The sequence below is a fragment of the Bythopirellula goksoeyrii genome, from assembly GCF_008065115.1.
Taxonomy (GTDB): domain Bacteria; phylum Planctomycetota; class Planctomycetia; order Pirellulales; family Lacipirellulaceae; genus Bythopirellula; species Bythopirellula goksoeyrii.
On record NZ_CP042913.1, the window covers coordinates 206,265 to 223,906 of the forward strand.

A 17,642-nucleotide genomic window follows, 5' to 3' on the forward strand; every position below is an offset into this window, starting at 1 on the left:
TAAGCAGTATTTTGCTTCATGATCGCTTTGTATCAGTTTTTTTGTGCTCGGATGGCGAAGTCCTTCGCAGTACAGCATCTCATCGTTCTAGGACTTCTATCGGTATTGCTCATCCAGAACGGCTACTCTCAGCAATCGTCTAACGAACCTTCGCGCACGATCTATCCAGTTCGCGGTGTGTGGGTCGCGAATGTCGGAACCCCGACCCTGACCACTGTCGAGGGAATTCAAGAGTTTGTCGATCTCGCAGCCAAATGCGGAATAAACACGATCTATGTCGTTACTTGGAACCGCGGGATGACGACCTATCCTAGCGAGATCATGTTGAAGGAATCGGGTATTGTGGTCGATCCTCGCTACAAAGACTTCGACATGCTGAAGGAAATTATCGATGCGGCCCATACCAAGAATATTCGAGTCATTGGCTGGTTCGAGTTTGGTTTTTCTTGTTCATACCAACAACCCGATGGTGGCTGGTTGATCCGGAAGCATCCCGAGTGGGCTGCACTGGACGTGAAAGGTAATCTTGTCAGCAAGAATGGCTTTCAATGGATGAATGGCATGCGGCCAGAGGTGCAAGATTTTGTGCTTTCACTGCTCAAAGAGATACTCACCAAGTACGATATCGATGGTGTCCAAGGAGACGATCGGCTACCAGCCTGCCCTAGCATAGGAGGCTATGATCCCTGGACAGTTGCCCTTTACAAAGAACAGCACGAAGGTCGTGAACCACCCAAAAACCACCTTGACCCCGACTGGATCGATTGGCGAGCCGATTTGCTTAACGACTTTATGGGCAGGATGTACCACGAGCTAAAAGCAATCCGTCCCGAGGCCGTAGTTTCTGCAGCACCGAGCATTTATCCTTGGTGCAAGCAACAGTATTTGCAGGATTGGCCTATGTGGATTGAAAACGGGTGGGTAGACGAAATATCCCCACAGATTTATCGCACGGAGGTAGCAGTCTACGAAGCTGAATTGAAGAAGATCGTTGACCAGTTTGTCGCCCCAGAGAATCATCACCTATTGAGCCCAGGAATCCTGGTACTCACAGCGGATAGTGATTTCAACGATGCCGAGCGAGTGCAAGGCATGGTCGACGCCAATCGTGCTGCAGGCATAGATGGGGAAGTTTTCTTCTATGACGCCGCCTTAATCGAACACCGGACTTTTTTCGAATCGTTGTACAAGTGAGCCCAGTCTACCATAGTTCAAAGTTTTACTCCCAAACCCTATTTATGGCGCTTCGAATTAAGCTTAGAGATTGACTGTGCCAAAAACATCAGCGGACATAGCAGTTCAATTAATTGCACTAACTCACCGAAACATGTGTACTATACGCTTTCTAATCTGAATCAAGATGTTCCAAAGTGATGCTCGATCAGGCTTCTTTAGAAAAGTCTTCACTCACAAGGATGGGGCCTGCCCCAGCGAGATGCGGTCGGTAACCAGTTGTAGTCTTCCTCCCAGGCCGTAGTCAGCTTCCTTACTGCGGATAAACTTTCAGAATTCCTCCCGAGCCAGGAACTCAACCCCCAGGCAGCTATGAAAGCTCTCCGCGTAGCCGTTCTCCCAGGGACTCCCTGGCTCAATGTATAGCGTCTCGATGGCAACCCGCGTCCTCCACCGCTGGATTGCCTGGGCGATGTCGCCATCGTATTTGAGAGCACGATCAATATGCATATCCGCTCTTTGCGGAAAAAGCTTGCTGCCCACGCCGATTTGATCCAAACGGTTCGCGGCATTGGGTATCGCCTACGCGATCCGACTGATCTCGTGCTGACATGAGATAAGTGCTTGGGGAGTCGAAAATTACACAGACTTCCGAGGAGCAAACCACACGTATTGAAAATCACTGGAGTGGCCAGCTTCATTCTGCTATTTTTTCCACCCACTTTACTCTGTGGGTCTTCACCCCATGACGGAGGGAAAGCTAGTTCGCCAATGCAACCCAATCTCCGGATGAGAGCTCAATCACGAATTCGTTCACCGTCTCCGGCTCCACAACAATCCATTGCCCTTCAGATCGTCGGAAAGCAAGACTTTCATCTCTAGCTTTATCGAAAACGGCACGCACAATCATTGCCTGATGATTTCCTACTAAAGCGCCGTCGTTCTTAGCAAATGTTCCAAGCTCGAATGTGCCGTCGGAACGAATTGTGCCTATCCCCTGCTTGCCACCCCCCACAGGAAGAAACAGTATCCGCCCTCCTATTGCCTGTTGGCCGTTGTAGGTCACCTTACCGTTTACTTTTGCCACAGGTGGATGAGCGGTGCCACATCCAACCAGAAATACACAAACGAGGAAGCTGAGAAACTGGAGAATTCCAGAAAGTTTTGTTGTCATTATGTTCAATGATTTAATACTTACTCTCAAAATTGCACATCGGAAATCAGGTTGCCGTCGTCGATATTTCCCAGATAGCGATAGGTCTGAAAATCAATTGTTTCATTCACAAAATGGACTGAGGCATCTCCAAAGCAGAAATAGGCTCCACCATCATGCCAACTGAATGCACACGCATCATCTGTTGCGAGCCCAAAGTTTTCAACCGACTTGGGGCTGATTCCGCAGTTTATGATGTTTTGGTTCTTCGTCTCGAAGTGAGCCGATTCGTCCTCCTCGACCCCTCCGATCCATACAGGCCATTTGCTTGGCTCCTGACCAATCACATAAGCCGATTCGCCCAGGGCAATTGTATTGCTTAGGCCATCCGTCACATCTTTCATGCGAACGAAACTCTTGCCGCTGACCTTCTTGAGTTCGCTAGAGGTAGCAAACATACCATTTCCCGGGATTCCTCCAGCACTATCTTGGGCTCCGGCGCATGCGCGATAGTCGCTCGTGGCGTATCCGACCATATGCTCGGGAACTGGAAAGTCTCTTGTATTTTGATATTGTGGTGCTTCCAAAGCACTAAACACATTGGGCACATGAGATGGCATCGCCGAAGAAGGGCATCGAAAGACCGAAATTTCGCTTTCACCAGCAGGAATGATTTTGCCTGTTTGGTAGAAGGCTACTAGAAACGGGCTCGGCTTCCAATCGGGGTTGATTTGTTCATAAAGCGGATTGAGTTCCAGATGAGGCAATAAAGCTACCGACCAGCCGTATCCTTGTTCTTCACTTTCTGGAAAACCAGTGGTTGAATTAATGCCACTCTTGTCTGCCCCGTAGACTGAAAGCGGAAAGTGACGATAGGCACTGTGATAATTCTGCAGTGCGAGTCCCATCTGCTTGAGATTATTCTGACACTGCATCCGCCGGGCTGCCTCACGTGCCGCTTGCACTGCAGGTAGCAAGAGCGCGACCAACGCCCCGATGATGGCAATCACTACTAAGAGTTCAACCAAGGTAAATGCTCGGCGGACTGAATATCGGCAGTAATTCCATTTCTTCATTTTTTTATCTTCCTGAAACAGAGGATCGGAATGGTAAGCTCAAGATCACTTTTTGTCGTAAGCTGCTCCGAACTAGCGGATCTCAAATGCTCCTAAGTCGGGCGCACTGCCACGAAATGCCTGTGGATGGACAACGTTTTTCTGCGATCTCAGCTCAATCTGAGTCGTTCCACGATCAATGCACAAACTACCGACGAATGGCTTATATGTTTCGTCAAGCTGCGGATCCTCGCGAATTAGCAAGCCTGATTTCAGATCGCTATCTATTGGTTCTGCTCCGTTTTCCCATAAGAGGTTGTGACTCAGTTTGGCTGTGCCATTCACGTTTTTCAGGGGTGTGTGCAGGTTTTCGACAAACAGATTATTGATAACTTGAACATTGCCTCCGCCGGAAAGCCCGTAGGAATTTCGGCAGATTGTGTTATTGATCAGTGCAATGGGTTCAGGTATCGTCGTGCCACGATAGTCTTCCAGGGTGATGCCATCGGACATGAAGCCTATCCCCGCCATCGCATTCTCGGCGATTAGATTGCGCTCAATCGTAATCCTACGATCCGAATGCCCTGGATAGTCGATCACCTGAATTCCATCCTCGCCGTTGCCTGTGATCGTGTTATCCCGAATGATAATTTCGAGCGTTGGCCCCTCGTAATCATGAAGCCGAATTTCAATGCCGTCGTCGTCGTTGTCACGTAGGATGTTGTTTGAGACTAGCACTTCACAAGCCAAGTCCAAGTCGATGGCATCGTCGTCATTGGCAACAAACGTGTTGAAACGACATTCGCCACCACCCCCTTCGTAATCAATCGCGTCTTTATTGTTTACAAAATGATTGAACAAGATTCGCGATTTTGCATGACATGAGATACCATCGTCGCCGTCTCGAATCGTAAATCCCAGAATAGTCGTCTGTGGACCTGCATCGGGCTCAATTAGAATCACAGCATCGACGACCGCATCGATATCGTCTTCCGGATCGGGGTCAGGCACGATTGAGCCGTCCAGAACTGTCTGCTTGATGTATTTCGTCTCTTTCGTGGTGAGATACCAAGAGGCGAGGATTACCGATTTTCCAGAGATCCTGAGCGACTCGTGATAAACGCCAGGAGCGATCAGAATTGTTTCTCCATCCTCTGCGGCATCAATCGCAGCCTGTATCGACGGATACTCTTCAGGCACTTCCAGACACTTGATCGCCACTTCTGCTAGATTTTCACACCAGGAAACCGAACCGCATCCGATGAACCCGATCACATAGCAGAATATCTGACAAGCACATTTCGGCAGGTTAGTCCAATGCATCGTGAGAATAGACATGTTTTTATATCTGAGTTTTTGTCGTTTGGAACAAATTGATTCGGGTACTTTTCACGTCCGCCCCCAGTCTAGACATCTGTTTGAAGAACTGATGAAGATTTCGTGAGTCTTATTTTCTTCTCCTGAGGAGTAGCTGTGGAATGTGAATTAGCACGTCGTCATTCCTTAACATTTCTTTAATCTGAAGCACTTCCATTGTTCATCAATTCCTCACATGTTCTCTTAGACTTGGAAAACATCACGAAATCAAAATATCCACAACTGCTTTCGAAAGTGTGACTTGTGAACGAATCACTACTAAAGTCCCCTATAGGTCGCGAACCAACATTTCTATTGATAGCGGTAATTTGTTGTGCTATCTCTTCTACTTCCGCAGCGATTCGCTTCAACGAGATCTATTATTCTCCTGAAGTCCCCGAAGATGGACGGCAGTTTATCGAATTGCAGAGCACGACAGGCGGGATCGAATCGCTGGCGAATCTCTCGATTCTGGAGATTGACGGCGATCTCGTTCCAAGTCTGATGGACAATCCAGGCACGATCCTATCTGTGATTGACCTAAGCAGTTTATCCACGGGTTCCAATGGTCTGTTCATGTGGAGAGACTCGGCATCGATCGTTCTCGACAATTCCAAAGCTCCAGGCGTCCAGGGTCCTGGTGCCACGACCGTTTTGGGACTCGATCTCTTCCCCGGCAGAGTCGACCTCGGCTACGAGGGGGACGAGAACGGTGGGACAAAGATCTATGAGAACGATGTTTCTAACTTCCTGTTGGTGAGCAACTTTTCGGGGACACTAGGAATGGACCTCGACCCCGGCAACGACGGGATTTTCGATTCAACACCGTGGACGAGTGTAATAGACGCGTTGAGCGTAAAAGAACCGGCCGATCCAGGCTTTCAATATGCCGAGTCAGTAGGAGGTGTTAATGCCGTCTTGCCGTTCGGTGCCGATGTTTTTAGTTGGGACCCTGTTGAGAACATGTGGTCATTCTTCGACAGCGGTAGTGGAGAAGACGATAGTGGCTATGTTGGTCCCTTCTTTGCCAATGATGGACAGGGTTTCTATGGTAATAATGATGCTGCTTTTCAAGATGGACGTACCATTCATGTAACTGCAAGCTCCGAATTCCTTTTTGCAACTCCAGGTGCTGAAAACATATCAGGCGTTGGGGGACTGTACAGAGGAGATACGGACCAGGATGGTGATGTCGATGCTGCCGATATAGATTTTCTTTATTCAAATCTAGGCGTTGTCGGACCAAGGTTCGACGTTGCACTCAATTTCGGAGCGGCTAGCCAAATCGATGTCGACGCCCTCGTGCAGGGAGATACTGGAGTCCGTTCGGAGGATTTGTTTTTTACCGATTACGGCGATGCCGACCTCGATGGCGACGTCGATGGACACGACTTTTTCGCTTGGCAGCGAGGCCACGGTACCAACAGCGGCTGGGCACTCGGTGATTTCAACGGGGACATGATCATCAACCAAATCGATCTGGCCACCTGGCAAAACAAGTATGGATTTGTCCGGCCACTGTCCGCCGTGACCGCCGTCCCCGAACCGACTACGACAATGCTCATTGCCATCGGTTTGGTTCTAATTAGCAGTGCTTTGAATCGTAAGCCAGCCTGAATATTGCCTTTGTTCGATGTAAATTTGTTTGTCTCAACAACATGTAAAATGGAGAAGTACTAATGAAGTCGAAAATCATGTTAACAATCGCAGCAATTCTAATTTGCTGCCAATCGGCGTTTGCCGCATTGCAAATCAACGAGATATATGTCAGTCCCGAGGACCCGAAAGACGACCGTCAGTTTTTTGAACTCTTTAGCTCGACGGGAACAACCTCCCTCAACAATGTGTGGTTTCTAGAAATCGAAGGTGACTTGCCGATTGAACCCACCCAACTCGACAACCCGGGCCAAGTTCTCAATGCCTTCGATCTCAGTGCTTTTTCCACAGGTTCCAATGGCTTGTTCCTCCGCAGAGATTCTGCCACCGTCATTGATATCGATCCGTTGACATCTGGCGTCCAGGGACCTGATGGGGCTACCACGGTTGATGTTGGAGGCTTCAGCCAGATTTTTGGCTACGATGAAGAAGACATTAATGAAGATCCCATCTTTGAAAACAATGTCCATAGTTATCTTCTCGTAGAAGGGTTCACCGGTGCCATAGGGGACGATCTTGATGGCGATGATGATGGAGTTCTCGATGTTGCTTGGACAGGATTTCACGATGGGGTTTCCCAAGCCGAGACTGGTGATGCCGGTTATCAATATGCCAGCCAGTTTGGCGGCAATGATATACTACTTGGGTTCGGCGCAGATGTTTATCAAAGGCGACCGAGTGATGGTCTCTGGATGTTCTTCGACTCGAGCAGCGGGGACGGTGAGCCCGCCGGGTTCAATGGACCATTCTTCGCTAATGATGGTTCTGGACCTGGCGACAGCGATGCTGCCTTCGAAGATGGTACTGAGATCACTGTGAATCCTAGTTCGATGTACCTCTTCGCCACGCCTGGTGGAGCGAATGTGCAGATACCTGAGCCAACCAGCGTAGTATTGTTGACTCTGCTAACAATGGCAGGGTTTTTCCGTCGGAGCTATTGAATTCCTGAATTTTCAACCATCAAGGCCGGCTTGCCGCGCCGAGAAACTCATTCTCGGAGCGGCTTTTTCTTTTGGGAAATCACTGCAGGCCTTGTAAGCAAAAAGCATGTGGGCAACGGCGAACCGGTTAACCCAGCACAATTAGATTATTTCGATGCACTACTTCATAGTACGGTCGACGGCCCAGGAGTTCGGCAATACGCTCGCTCGGTTGCCGGGCAATCACACGCATTTCGTCAGCCGGGTAATTGCTCAGTCCTCGAGCAAACTCTACTCCTGCCTCGTCACAAAGCGAGACGACGTCCCCCTTGACAAAATTCCCTTCCACCTCGGCAACCCCCACGGCCAGGAGGCTCCGCCCGTCGGCTGAAATTGCCTGACAGGCCCCCGCGTCAAGCAATAGCCGTCCGTTGGGGCTGGCACTCCACCCGATCCAGCGCTTGCGAGAGTCGACCGCAGGGCCTTCGGCCAGAAACAACGTCCCTACCTCTTTGCCTGCTAAAATATCCACGAGAACATTCTCCCGGTGACCATTCGCGATAACCACATTTTCACCAGCGGAGGTGGCAATCCTGGCCGCAATCAGTTTGCTCGTCATCCCTCCAGTACTCAACCGCATTCCCGGACGGCGCGGATCATCGCGTACCAACTCAGCTTGTGCTGCGGTCAAATCGGTAATCACCGAGAGTACTTCCGAAGCCGCATCGTGTGGATCGCCCGAGAATACTCCTTCGATATCTGAGAGCAGCACCAAGAGTGGAGAGCGAATAAGGTTTGTAACCAAGGCGGCCAGTCTATCATTGTCCCCAAAGCTCAACTTCAATTCTTCGACACTCACGGTATCGTTTTCGTTGATGATAGGCACGGCATTCGATTCAAACAGCGCAAAGAGCGTGTTGCGAACATTAAGATAGCGGGTGCGGTCCTTGAGGTCCTCGGCAGTGAGCAACATTTGGGCTGCATGTAATTGATGCGGTTCCAAGGCTCGATTGTAAGACTCAATAAGAACGCTCTGACCAATTGCCGCGGCGGCCTGCAGTTGGGCCAAATCGGTTGGTCGCTGTTTAAGACCTAGTCGCCCTAGTCCCGCTCCGACGGCCCCGCTACTGACCAGAACACATTTCTTGCCAGCCTGCCATAGCTGGGCAACCTGCCCGGCGATACTCTCGATGCGATTCTTGTCGAGCATACCGTCGGAGTTGGTCAGCACGCGGGTACCGACCTTTACGACGACCAAATCGGCGTTGGACATTATTTCTTGCCGCACGAGTTCCGACATAGAGCATCAGGCTAAGGCTGGAGGAAGTACAGTTATTGTGAGTGGATTGGCGGTTGCCACCGGTATTCACGCTCTCGCCGGCGGTTGGCGCCGCTCCGCTCATGGTACTCCAGCAGGCACCAACGGCACTAGCGGGCTTTCTTGCGGACGCGCTTCTTTTTCTCCCACCGAGTTTTTATCGGCCTCAGAGCCATCGATCACTCTGGCTCTGGTTTCAGATTGCCAGACATCAACTCATAAAGGAGCTTGGAGATCGATGCAGCTGTGATCGCATAGGTTTCCGTCCGCCCCGAGCGGGCAATATTGAACCCGACTACTTCGCCGTCCAAATTGACCACTGGTCCGCCACAGTCGGTTGCGTTGATAACCGTATCGTGCTGAAAAGCGCTGGGAAACCCAAATCTCCTCTCGCTCAAGCCGCTACCAAGCCGGTTTTGAAACTCGTTCCTGGAAGGCTGAAGTCCAGGGAATCTCCCCATCAAGACCGCTTCCACGTCAAGTTGCTCTCCGTCTCGCTGAATCTTCAAGGAAACTCGATCTCCCGGATTGAACTCCTGAACACGTTGAATCAATGCCTCGCGACTAGGCGTCGGCACGCGGTCGATCTCCAAGATAGTGTCGTTGACCAACAATCCAGCCTTGGATGCTGCCGAACCAGGAAATACCCGTACAATCAACGCACGATTTGCCACCGCATCAAGCTGAATCCCCAGGATACCCGCCTGATGGGGAATCTCGCGAGGCTCGACACTTACAATCCCCACTGCGATTGGGTAACTGTCCATTCCCGCCGAAGCAAGCCACGAACCCACCACGGGTACGACGCTATCCGAAATCGCAAGGGTAGGCAATTGTTTGGCATCAACTTTGAGCATGGCAACGTCAAATTCGCGACTCGCACCTACGACGCGGGCGTCCAACTCACGACCATCATGGAGCCGACAGGTGATTGGTCCCACCAAGGCACTCCCCTTGGTTAGTATCCACCCGTCCGGTCCCACGATGCCCCCCAGAGCAACCTGGCGCCCTTCGCACTTGATTTCGACAATGGCCTTCCTCACACCAGCCACAACCTCTTGAAACGCGGCCCGCACATGGGGGCCATGGGCAAAGCGCCAACTAGGAACCGTAATCCGTTCGGTGGGATAGTTGTGAGCAGCCACTCCCAATTCATCAGAGGACTGCGCGAGTAGTGTCTCACCCGATTCGCAGCACAACAGCAAAATTCCTACTAGCGTACAAGCCTGTATTTTTCTTTGCATTAAGGTTGCTCTCGCGATTCGGGTTGGGCTTCACTGGAGGAAGGGTCAAAACTGCCGGGCAAGGGCTCACCAATTGAGCTCAGCATAACGTCGAGTTCCATCACGTGGGCATTGCGCATAAGCTCAAGATGGATCGTATCACCAGGGGATTTGCGTGAAATGGTCTCTGTGAGTTGAAGTATCGATGCAATTGCCTGACCATCGACTGCCACTATCTGATCTCCAGGCAAGACTCCGGCTGCCTCTGCAGGAAATCCTCCAAAAACCTGCGTGACTACTGTTCGCTCATTGATCGTGCGACCTGCCAGCCCCAATACGGCCCAGTTGCCATCGTGGTCACGCTCGGCGACTTCTCCTCCCCAAACTTCACCCTGAAGCATTTTCTCCCAGACGGGCCGAATTTCGGTCACAGGGACATGAAAATTGTGAACGACTTCCGGTCCAATGCTCATGTGAATCGCCATCACCTCCCCTCTCATGTTGAACAATGGCCCCCCTGAATCGCCACCAACCAAGGTGCAATCTGTGCAGATCCATTGATCATCGGCCGCCAACACCCGCCCCAACCTCACCGGCGGAGAACGATCATCAAGAATCCCCCCGGGTTGACCGGTTGCTACAACCCACTGCCCAATTTCAACAGCCTCTTCCGGAGCAAGTGGTGCAAACGGCAAGTCCCCAGGCGGATCGGTTATCTGGACCATTCCCGCGTCCATCCAATGATGGGCTCCTAGGGTGCGTCCCTTCAGACGCCGACCATCAGCCAAGACCAAGGTAGCTCGGCGCCCTGGCCGACCAATCACATGAGCCGCTGTTAAGACAAGCCCCTCCTTGGAAATGATCACCCCACTGCCGATACTCCGCCCAATTTCCACTTCCACCGTTGCAGGAACGGCCTGCGCGGCGACAAGCTGAACCTGTTCTTCGAGCAGTTTAAGGTCCTCCACCCCGTGGGGATAGCGATCACTCAATACGGTGGTCAACTCGGACGAGAAGGGTAGGGGTTCGGCGGCGCGCAGTAGTCCAAAAGTCGATAGGCATGTCAAAAACATCGATACAAAATGAAGAGGTTTCATGTGAATGAGATCAATCCAATTTACAACCCACAAAAGGTAATACAACGAACACTATTCTCCACGTACCGATGATTATCTATGGAACTTATTACCGAATAATTGTCGCGAGATCGGTCTTGGCAAGAGACCCGATTCCTAGTCGCCTTCTTTGGGGGTTAGCAGATTGAGAGCCGCATGAATCTCTTCATGAAACTTCTCATCATTTATAAGCATCTCTGTCGGATAGCGAAGCGGACTTAAGATTATGCGAAGAATCGCGTCAGGTTCCTGGATATAAGACGCCAAGCCCGCCATGTATTCCAGCTTAAGATTGGATTCGCGATTGATCTGGGCATCTTGCAAGATGGTATCTAGATCCTTGCCGCAACCGACATAATGCTTGAACAGATCGACAACCGAACCCAAATGGACTTCGTCAAGCGCTGACTTAAGTTTCTTGTTGCTATCAATACGATCCTGGACCGCCTGAAGATCTATCGGAACCTCATCTACTTGAGCGACTGCGATGATATCATAACCAAACATACGATCAGCTCCGCTTGACCAGAGGGTGGCTGCAGGAAAAACTTTTAGAAAAGTCGCCAATTCACAAGAAACCGTCGACCAATCGGTCTGATAAAGTGGAATCCATTGTACCATGATGCCACCGGGTTTAAGTCTTGTCTTGCAAAGCTCGTAGTATTCCTGCGAGTAGAGGATTGCTGAGCCGCGGACCCAGGGATGGATGGAATCAGAGGAGATAATGTCAAATTTCTCCTGAGTCGTCGCCATATAGTGTCGGGCATCATCAATGACAATTTCTGTCCGAGGGTCAGCGACCACATTGTGATTCTCTTCAGAAAAAAACTCGGCAGCTTCGATTACAGCTGGCTCAATTTCGCAAATCTTGATGCTCTCCACTTGTGGGTAAAGCACAAAACTACCGGTGGTGGTCCCTGCACCCAAACCGACCGTCAAAGTTTTCTCCGGATTAGGATGAAACAAAGCGGGTAAGTGGCCCAAAAGGCGCTGACAGCGCAGGTCGTCTACATTATTCGAAGCCTCTACTTTTCCCGAGACACACAGCGACCGAGAATCTGTCGCTTTCTCTTCCAAGACGACGACTGCTGTATTTAAGCTTTCGACTTCGTACAAATGTCGAAAGCGATTCCACATTGGCGGCATGATCGAGTTGCCCAAGAGGCCGTGGGGCGGGGGAATCAGCATCGAAATAGTCGCAAAGGCTAGAAGGCCTACTATCCAGAAACTACGGGGAAAAGTCAACAATTCAGGATCAAAAGTCTCAATTGGATTACTTCTGTTTGGGTTTACTGTGGAGACATTCGATGTCATCCTGCCACGTTCTGCCCAGAGTGCTATCAGCGCCGTCACTGCCGCCACAAAGATCATTAATTGTTGTGTCAGTTGAGAACCAAGCGAGGGAACCAACAGCATCGTGGTCATCAGCGAGCCTAGAATTGCCCCCAATGTGTTGGCCGCATAGGCCTGACCGACTAATCGACCTGCATCCGGCTGACCGCGACTAGCGGCAACCAATCCGATAGAGAAAGTTGCGCCCCAGATGATAGCAGAAGGAAAGACAGCGATTGCCGCTCGGATCGTATCGTGAAGAAAAACACCGTAAACGTGGAAGGGGCCTCCAGCTCTTGGTAGCCAGAAAGGGTTGATTCGAGTGATTGCCAGATTCGCCAACACCAAAGTCAACATAAGTAGCAATTGCCCTAGCGCCAACAAGCGGAGCGGTCGCGATGCCCTGGCCGCGAACTTGGAAGCAAAGGCGCTGCCGATGCCGATACCGGACAGGAATACCATCAAGATAATAGCAAACGTGTAAGTGGTCGCACCAAACAAGAGTGACAAGAGTCTCGTCCAGACAACTTCCGCCGCCAAAGCCGTGAAACCTGACAACGCCATAACGATAGCAATCAGCAGAGGCACATTTTCAACAGCACTCCGCTGATCGGCACCCTTCTCTTGAAGCTGATCGGGATTGTATGCCATTCGTTGGGCCAAGGAAAACGCCTGGAGTGCAACGAGCACATTGATTCCCGCTGCGACGTAACTCGCATAAGTAACATCGGTTTGGGGCAGCAACAAGAAACCAGCAATGAAACAACCCAAGACAGCTCCGAGCGTGTTTGCACCGTAGAAGAAACCCAGATCAGCCAACCCGGTGGGCGTGGATGCTACGGATCTAGCTACAGCTGGCAATGTGGCCCCCATTAGAATCGTCCCAGGCACCAGACAGCCTCCCGCGACGATTGCCCGAATGAATAGGTCTTGCCCTGTGGCATCCGACTGAGCGATGTACCAATTCTGGAGAGCGGGCATCCACCAGGGGAGCGTTGCCCCGACGAGACCAATTGCCAGCTCCAGAGCAGCATATACCTTCAGTGGGTGCCATCGAGTGGCAATCAAGTGGGGAGCCAAGAGACTCCCTAGACACATGCCCCCCATAAACGTGGACAAGACGATTCCCATGGAAATCGCCGAACCACCGATCACCAAACGTAGCAGATGAAACCAAATCACTTCGTAGATAAGCGCTGCACAACCGCTACCGACAAACAAGAAGGTGATGCTCGTAAAACGCAGTGAAAGTGGTGGAGAAGGCATTGATTGGCGTTTGTGAGGCATGATTGTATCTTATCAAAATGTGACGCTAATGTCCGCCAAGTGAATATTCAATTTTTCCCGCCAAACTGCCACTATTCCCATCCTCCACTAAATAGTGTACAGATGCACTTGTAGTCTGTACGAACGTATATTAAGATGATGCTAGCTCGTCAGGGCTCATAAGTTTGATCATTCCGGTAGAATTCCGCAGAAAGAGTTTACCCATGTCCCTCGACCAACTCACTCAACGCCAACGCAAGGTGTTCGATTTCATCCGTGACAAGATCGATGGGAGGGGCTACGGCCCTACTGTCCGGGAGATTGGCGAGCAATTTAAGATCAATTCTCCCAACGGGGTCATGTGCCACCTCAAGGCCCTTGAGAAAAAGGGGCTCATTACCCGTGAACCTAACATGTCGCGTGCGATTCAGCTCACCGACGAAGCTCGCGTAGATCGGGGGATGCCGCTAGTTGGTCAGATCGCGGCTGGTAGCTTAAGCGAAGCAATCGAACAATCTGAGCGTTTTGAGTTTACCGACTGGTTTAGCCAAAAGAATCTGTTCGCCCTCCGAGTGAAGGGGGACTCGATGATTGAGGCGGCTATCGCCGACGGCGATCTTGTTATCTGCCGAAAGGCGCGCACTGCCGACAAGGGAGACATCGTCGTGGCACTCACCGATGAAGGGGAAGCCACGCTCAAATATTGGTACCCTGAGGCCAACCGCATCCGACTGCAACCAGCTAATTCCTCGATGAAACCGATCTATAGCCGCAACGTCAAAGTGCTTGGCGTGGTAACCGGAGTCGTGCGCAAAGTAGGATAAGTCGCCTGCTTACCTCGCTCACGCCGACTGCTCTAGGTTGCTAACTTGGTTGAGCTTGTTGTAGAGCGTCTTGAGACTAATACCCAGTTCTTCGGCTGCCTTGGGTTTGTTGCCGTCGTTGCGTTCTAAGGATTCTTGAATCGCCTCCATCTCCAAATCGCGGAGGCTGATGGCCCCGCGGCGAAGCTTGGCCGCTCCTTGCAGTTGCCGCGATGAGAGTTGCTGGGGCAAATGCTCTGCGCGAATGGGACCCGAGTCGCATAGTATCGTCGCGTGTTCGATCACATTGGCCAGTTCACGCACATTACCAGGCCAAACATGTGAAAGCAACACATCGATTGCATCCGGTGCGATCAGTGACTCGTCCCCTTGAGGCTTGCCACGGTGTCGCGCAAGAAGGTGTCTCGCCAAATTGGGCACATCCTGAATGCGCTCCCGTAATGATGGGAGGTAGATTTCAAACGGGTTGATGCGATACATCAGGTCCTCGCGAAATTCTTCCTCGGCAACCATCGCCTGGAGATCGCGGTGTGTCGCACAAATTACCCGCACATCTACCTGAGTAGTTTTGTTTTCACCAACGCGACGGATCTCTCCGCTTTCTAGGACGCGCAACAATTTCGCCTGCATCGATTTGGGAAGTTCACCAATCTCGTCGAGGAAGATTGTCCCCCCGTTCGCAACCTCAAAGAGACCCACACGATGGTCATCGGCACCGGTAAAAGCTCCTTTGCGATGTCCAAACAACTCACTTTCGATGAGGGTTTCCGGCAACGCGCCACAATTGATCGCAACAAACGGATTGCTAGCTCGGGTGCTTTGTTCGTGGAGCGCACGAGCCACCAACTCTTTACCGGTGCCTGTTTCACCAAGAATAAGCACGGTCGAATTCGAGGGAGCTACTTTTTCGATTAACAGGCGCACCTTCTGCATCGCCGGGGTGTTACCAATAAGTCGCGGGGTTCCTTCAAGGCTCTGAACACGGTGCTGCAACGCGCGACACTTCTGCGTGAGCTGCCGCTTTTCGGTGACCCGTTTCAGCAGTGCTTGGATCTCAACCAACTTGCAAGGCTTTGTAAGATAGTCAAAAGCACCATGGCGTAGGGCTGCAATGGCAGTCTCCATCGACGATTTCCCAGTAAGAACCACGGCCTCGGTCTCGGGAGATACGTCTTTGCAGTGGGAGATCACACCGATGCCGTCGCGGCCAGGCATATCGAGATCGACGATAATACAGTCATAGGTATTTTTATCTAGGGCGGCTATGGCTGTCAGACCATCGGGGCATACCGTCACACGATGTCCCAATCGCGGCAGTTCGAGCTTCATCAGCTCCTGCAGCGAGGGCTCGTCGTCGGCAAACAACAGGGTCAATCCTTGACCGTTAGGCTGCTTGGTAGCGATGGTTCTTCTCCTTTGTCGTATGCTGTGACGGCAGTGATACTACAAACCGCGAGCCACATCCTGCGCCCGCGCTAGTCGCTTCAATATTGCCATCATGTTCTTCCACGATGCGATAGGTAATCGAAAGACCAAGTCCCGTTCCTTGACCTCCACGGCGACGGGTGAAAAACGGTTCGAATAGATGCTTGCGCACTTCGTCACTCATGCCGCAACCGTCATCCTCAACGATGATCTTTGCCAAATCACCTTCTTGCTCGACGGCCACGAGGACTGTACCACTTGAGTCAAGACTTTCAAGACCATTCGTGATGAGATTTAAAACTACCTGCTTGATTTCCTGGGCATTTATTTCGACAACCACTGGAGGACCAGCGGCGAGTTCCAGATTCTTATCCTTGTGTTTCCCGAGATGTTGCACCATGTCGATCACGCCTGCAACCAATTCCCGCAAGTCGGTCCGCACTCGCTGAGAGTCTCCCATCCGGGCAAAATCGAGGAGCTTCTCAGTGATCTGCTTACAGCGGAAAGCCTCGCGCTGAATCATCTGCAAATAGTTGTGTATGACTGGAGCGTCCTCTTTGCAAGGTGAATCTGCATTTGCCATCATCTCTTCAATGCGTGAATCGAGCGATTCGCTGCACAACGCAATCGAAGCGAGTGGATTATTGATTTCATGGGCTACCCCTGCGGCTAAGAACCCCACACTGGCAAGCTGCTCGCTCCGTACCACTTGGCTGGTGCGTTCGCGAACTTGCCGATCCAGATCATCGCGAATTTCTTGAAAGCGGGCCGTCATATTATTCATTGCAACGGCAAGTTCACCCATCTCATCCGACGACTCCAGGTGGATACGATGGTCGAATTTCCCTAGAGCCACTTGACGGGAACCATTAACCAAGGTTTGCAAAGGCTCGGCGAACCAGCGAATGAATCCGCGAATGGAAACGAAAATCAGTACGAGAGCGATTCCAGCGTTAACCCAAGCTATGAAGATTGCTGTGCGATACTGGGCGCGCACATTGTCCGAAAGATCTTCGAGTCGCCCATGGAGATAACTTGGCAAGTCCTCCACCTTGTCTCGCATTTCATCGAGTTGACCACGAATGTATTCAATTCGGTTGGGGCGCAGTACCCAGTCCTCGCCTAGTTCGGATCCAGAATCTTTGCCTCCGAGCTCATCGATTAACTGGTCGATCTCGGCCAGGGTTTGGCGTTCCAAGCTGTCGTCACCAAGTTGCAAGTCGCGATCGAGGCTGCTTACATCTAGTTGGAGGCGGTAGCGGTCAATCGCTTCCACCAATCGGACAAATGTATCTCGATAGTCGTTTCGCAGCCATTTTGCATCCCACGGCAAGGATTGAGGCTCATCATTTTCTGATGGAACTTCCGTAAAGGATTGGATACTTTGGGGAAACTCAGCACGTTCATTTGCCTGGCTGAGAATCACACGTAGGTCGTTAACACGCTGCTGGATCTCGCTAGCAAGTGGAAGCTCAGCTGACCGACCACTGAGACTCATCACCAAACCGCGATAGGCGTAGAGGCCGTAGACTGCGCTTCCAAATAGCGCAAGAAAGGAAATTAGGAATACTCCTAATCCCAACTTGAGCTTCGTGCGTAAGGGCCATTGAGAAGGCACCAACGACCTCCTTGTCGTGGGTGATACAGTCAATCAAAACGGGCTTTTCGAACCCGACGGGAGCGGGAGTTTAGCAGCTAGATTGTAAATCTGACAAGAACAGATATTCCGTGATAGCATGGCATTGTGTCGTGCACGAAAACTCTACACTCTCCTAGCTCGCTTGCCGTAGGTTGCAATGATCCCTGCGAGATCGCAAGCTAGTCCA

At 51.2% G+C, this 17,642-nt stretch carries 15 protein-coding genes; 5 read left to right on the forward strand and 10 right to left on the reverse strand.

The window, feature by feature from the left end; genetic code table 11:
• Window positions 1–18: 18 nt before the first annotated feature.
• Window positions 19–1,194, forward strand: a complete 1,176-nt coding sequence (locus Pr1d_RS00815) for a glycoside hydrolase family 10 protein (RefSeq protein ID WP_148071726.1) — start codon at window positions 19–21, stop codon at window positions 1,192–1,194.
• Between the two features lie 309 nt (window positions 1,195–1,503).
• Here the strand turns inward: Pr1d_RS00815 and Pr1d_RS26190 are convergent, their stop codons facing one another.
• Window positions 1,504–1,683 (reverse strand): integrase core domain-containing protein, encoded by a 180-nt coding sequence (locus Pr1d_RS26190; protein WP_148071727.1) that lies wholly within the window; start codon window positions 1,681–1,683, stop codon window positions 1,504–1,506.
• On the opposite strand from Pr1d_RS26190, the gene Pr1d_RS00825 reads away from it, so the two are divergent.
• Window positions 1,678–1,788, forward strand: coding sequence for a winged helix-turn-helix domain-containing protein (locus tag Pr1d_RS00825; protein WP_390622053.1), 111 nt, complete (start codon window positions 1,678–1,680; stop codon window positions 1,786–1,788). The two genes, Pr1d_RS26190 and Pr1d_RS00825, sit on opposite strands and share 6 nt — an antisense overlap.
• A gap of 145 nt (window positions 1,789–1,933) precedes the next feature.
• Here Pr1d_RS00825 and Pr1d_RS00830 read toward each other — a convergent pair whose 3' ends face one another.
• The 3 genes from Pr1d_RS00830 to Pr1d_RS00840 form a co-directional block, all read right to left on the reverse strand.
• On the reverse strand, window positions 1,934–2,347 hold the full coding sequence (locus Pr1d_RS00830; protein ID WP_148071729.1) for a hypothetical protein: 414 nt from the start codon (window positions 2,345–2,347) through the stop codon (window positions 1,934–1,936).
• Between the two features lie 26 nt (window positions 2,348–2,373).
• A complete protein-coding gene (locus Pr1d_RS00835) occupies window positions 2,374–3,402 on the reverse strand; it encodes a DUF1559 domain-containing protein (RefSeq protein ID WP_148071730.1) in 1,029 nt (342 codons plus the stop codon).
• Between the two features lie 72 nt (window positions 3,403–3,474).
• On the reverse strand, window positions 3,475–4,719 hold the full coding sequence (locus Pr1d_RS00840) for a right-handed parallel beta-helix repeat-containing protein (RefSeq protein WP_148071731.1): 1,245 nt from the start codon (window positions 4,717–4,719) through the stop codon (window positions 3,475–3,477).
• A 282-nt stretch (window positions 4,720–5,001) separates the two neighbouring features.
• Here Pr1d_RS00840 and Pr1d_RS00845 point away from each other — a divergent pair, with 282 nt between their 5' ends.
• Window positions 5,002–6,354 carry a PEP-CTERM sorting domain-containing protein gene (locus Pr1d_RS00845; RefSeq protein WP_148071732.1) on the forward strand — a complete coding sequence of 451 codons (1,353 nt, stop codon included), beginning with the start codon at window positions 5,002–5,004 and terminating at the stop codon, window positions 6,352–6,354.
• A gap of 62 nt (window positions 6,355–6,416) precedes the next feature.
• Entirely contained in the window at window positions 6,417–7,334 is a 918-nt protein-coding gene (locus Pr1d_RS00850; protein WP_148071733.1) for a PEP-CTERM sorting domain-containing protein, read from the forward strand.
• A 127-nt stretch (window positions 7,335–7,461) separates the two neighbouring features.
• On the opposite strand, the gene proB is transcribed toward Pr1d_RS00850, so the two are convergent.
• The 4 genes from proB to Pr1d_RS00870 all read right to left on the reverse strand — a co-directional run bounded on the left by proB (window position 7,462) and on the right by Pr1d_RS00870 (window position 13,588).
• Window positions 7,462–8,586: a glutamate 5-kinase gene (proB, locus tag Pr1d_RS00855; RefSeq protein ID WP_238476608.1), complete on the reverse strand. Its 1,125-nt coding sequence runs from the start codon at window positions 8,584–8,586 to the stop codon at window positions 7,462–7,464.
• Between the two features lie 224 nt (window positions 8,587–8,810).
• A complete protein-coding gene (locus tag Pr1d_RS00860) occupies window positions 8,811–9,875 on the reverse strand; it encodes a S1C family serine protease (protein ID WP_148071735.1) in 1,065 nt (354 codons plus the stop codon).
• The gene (locus Pr1d_RS00865) at window positions 9,875–10,951 is read right to left on the reverse strand and encodes a S1C family serine protease (protein ID WP_148071736.1); all 1,077 of its coding nucleotides are present in this window, start codon (window positions 10,949–10,951) and stop codon (window positions 9,875–9,877) included. The genes Pr1d_RS00860 and Pr1d_RS00865 overlap by 1 nt, the downstream gene beginning before the upstream one ends.
• 135 nt (window positions 10,952–11,086) lie before the next feature.
• The gene (locus Pr1d_RS00870; protein ID WP_148071737.1) at window positions 11,087–13,588 is read right to left on the reverse strand and encodes a fused MFS/spermidine synthase; all 2,502 of its coding nucleotides are present in this window, start codon (window positions 13,586–13,588) and stop codon (window positions 11,087–11,089) included.
• 203 nt (window positions 13,589–13,791) lie between these two features.
• Here Pr1d_RS00870 and lexA point away from each other — a divergent pair, with 203 nt between their 5' ends.
• Window positions 13,792–14,391 (forward strand): transcriptional repressor LexA, encoded by a 600-nt coding sequence (lexA, locus tag Pr1d_RS00875; RefSeq protein WP_148071738.1) that lies wholly within the window; start codon window positions 13,792–13,794, stop codon window positions 14,389–14,391.
• Window positions 14,392–14,409: 18 nt separating this feature from the next.
• On the opposite strand, the gene Pr1d_RS00880 is transcribed toward lexA, so the two are convergent.
• Both Pr1d_RS00880 and Pr1d_RS00885 read right to left on the reverse strand, forming a co-directional pair.
• Window positions 14,410–15,765: a sigma-54-dependent transcriptional regulator gene (locus Pr1d_RS00880; RefSeq protein ID WP_148071739.1), complete on the reverse strand. Its 1,356-nt coding sequence runs from the start codon at window positions 15,763–15,765 to the stop codon at window positions 14,410–14,412.
• A 10-nt stretch (window positions 15,766–15,775) separates the two neighbouring features.
• Entirely contained in the window at window positions 15,776–17,434 is a 1,659-nt protein-coding gene (locus Pr1d_RS00885) for a sensor histidine kinase (protein ID WP_148071740.1), read from the reverse strand.
• Between the last annotated feature and the right edge of the window lie 208 nt (window positions 17,435–17,642).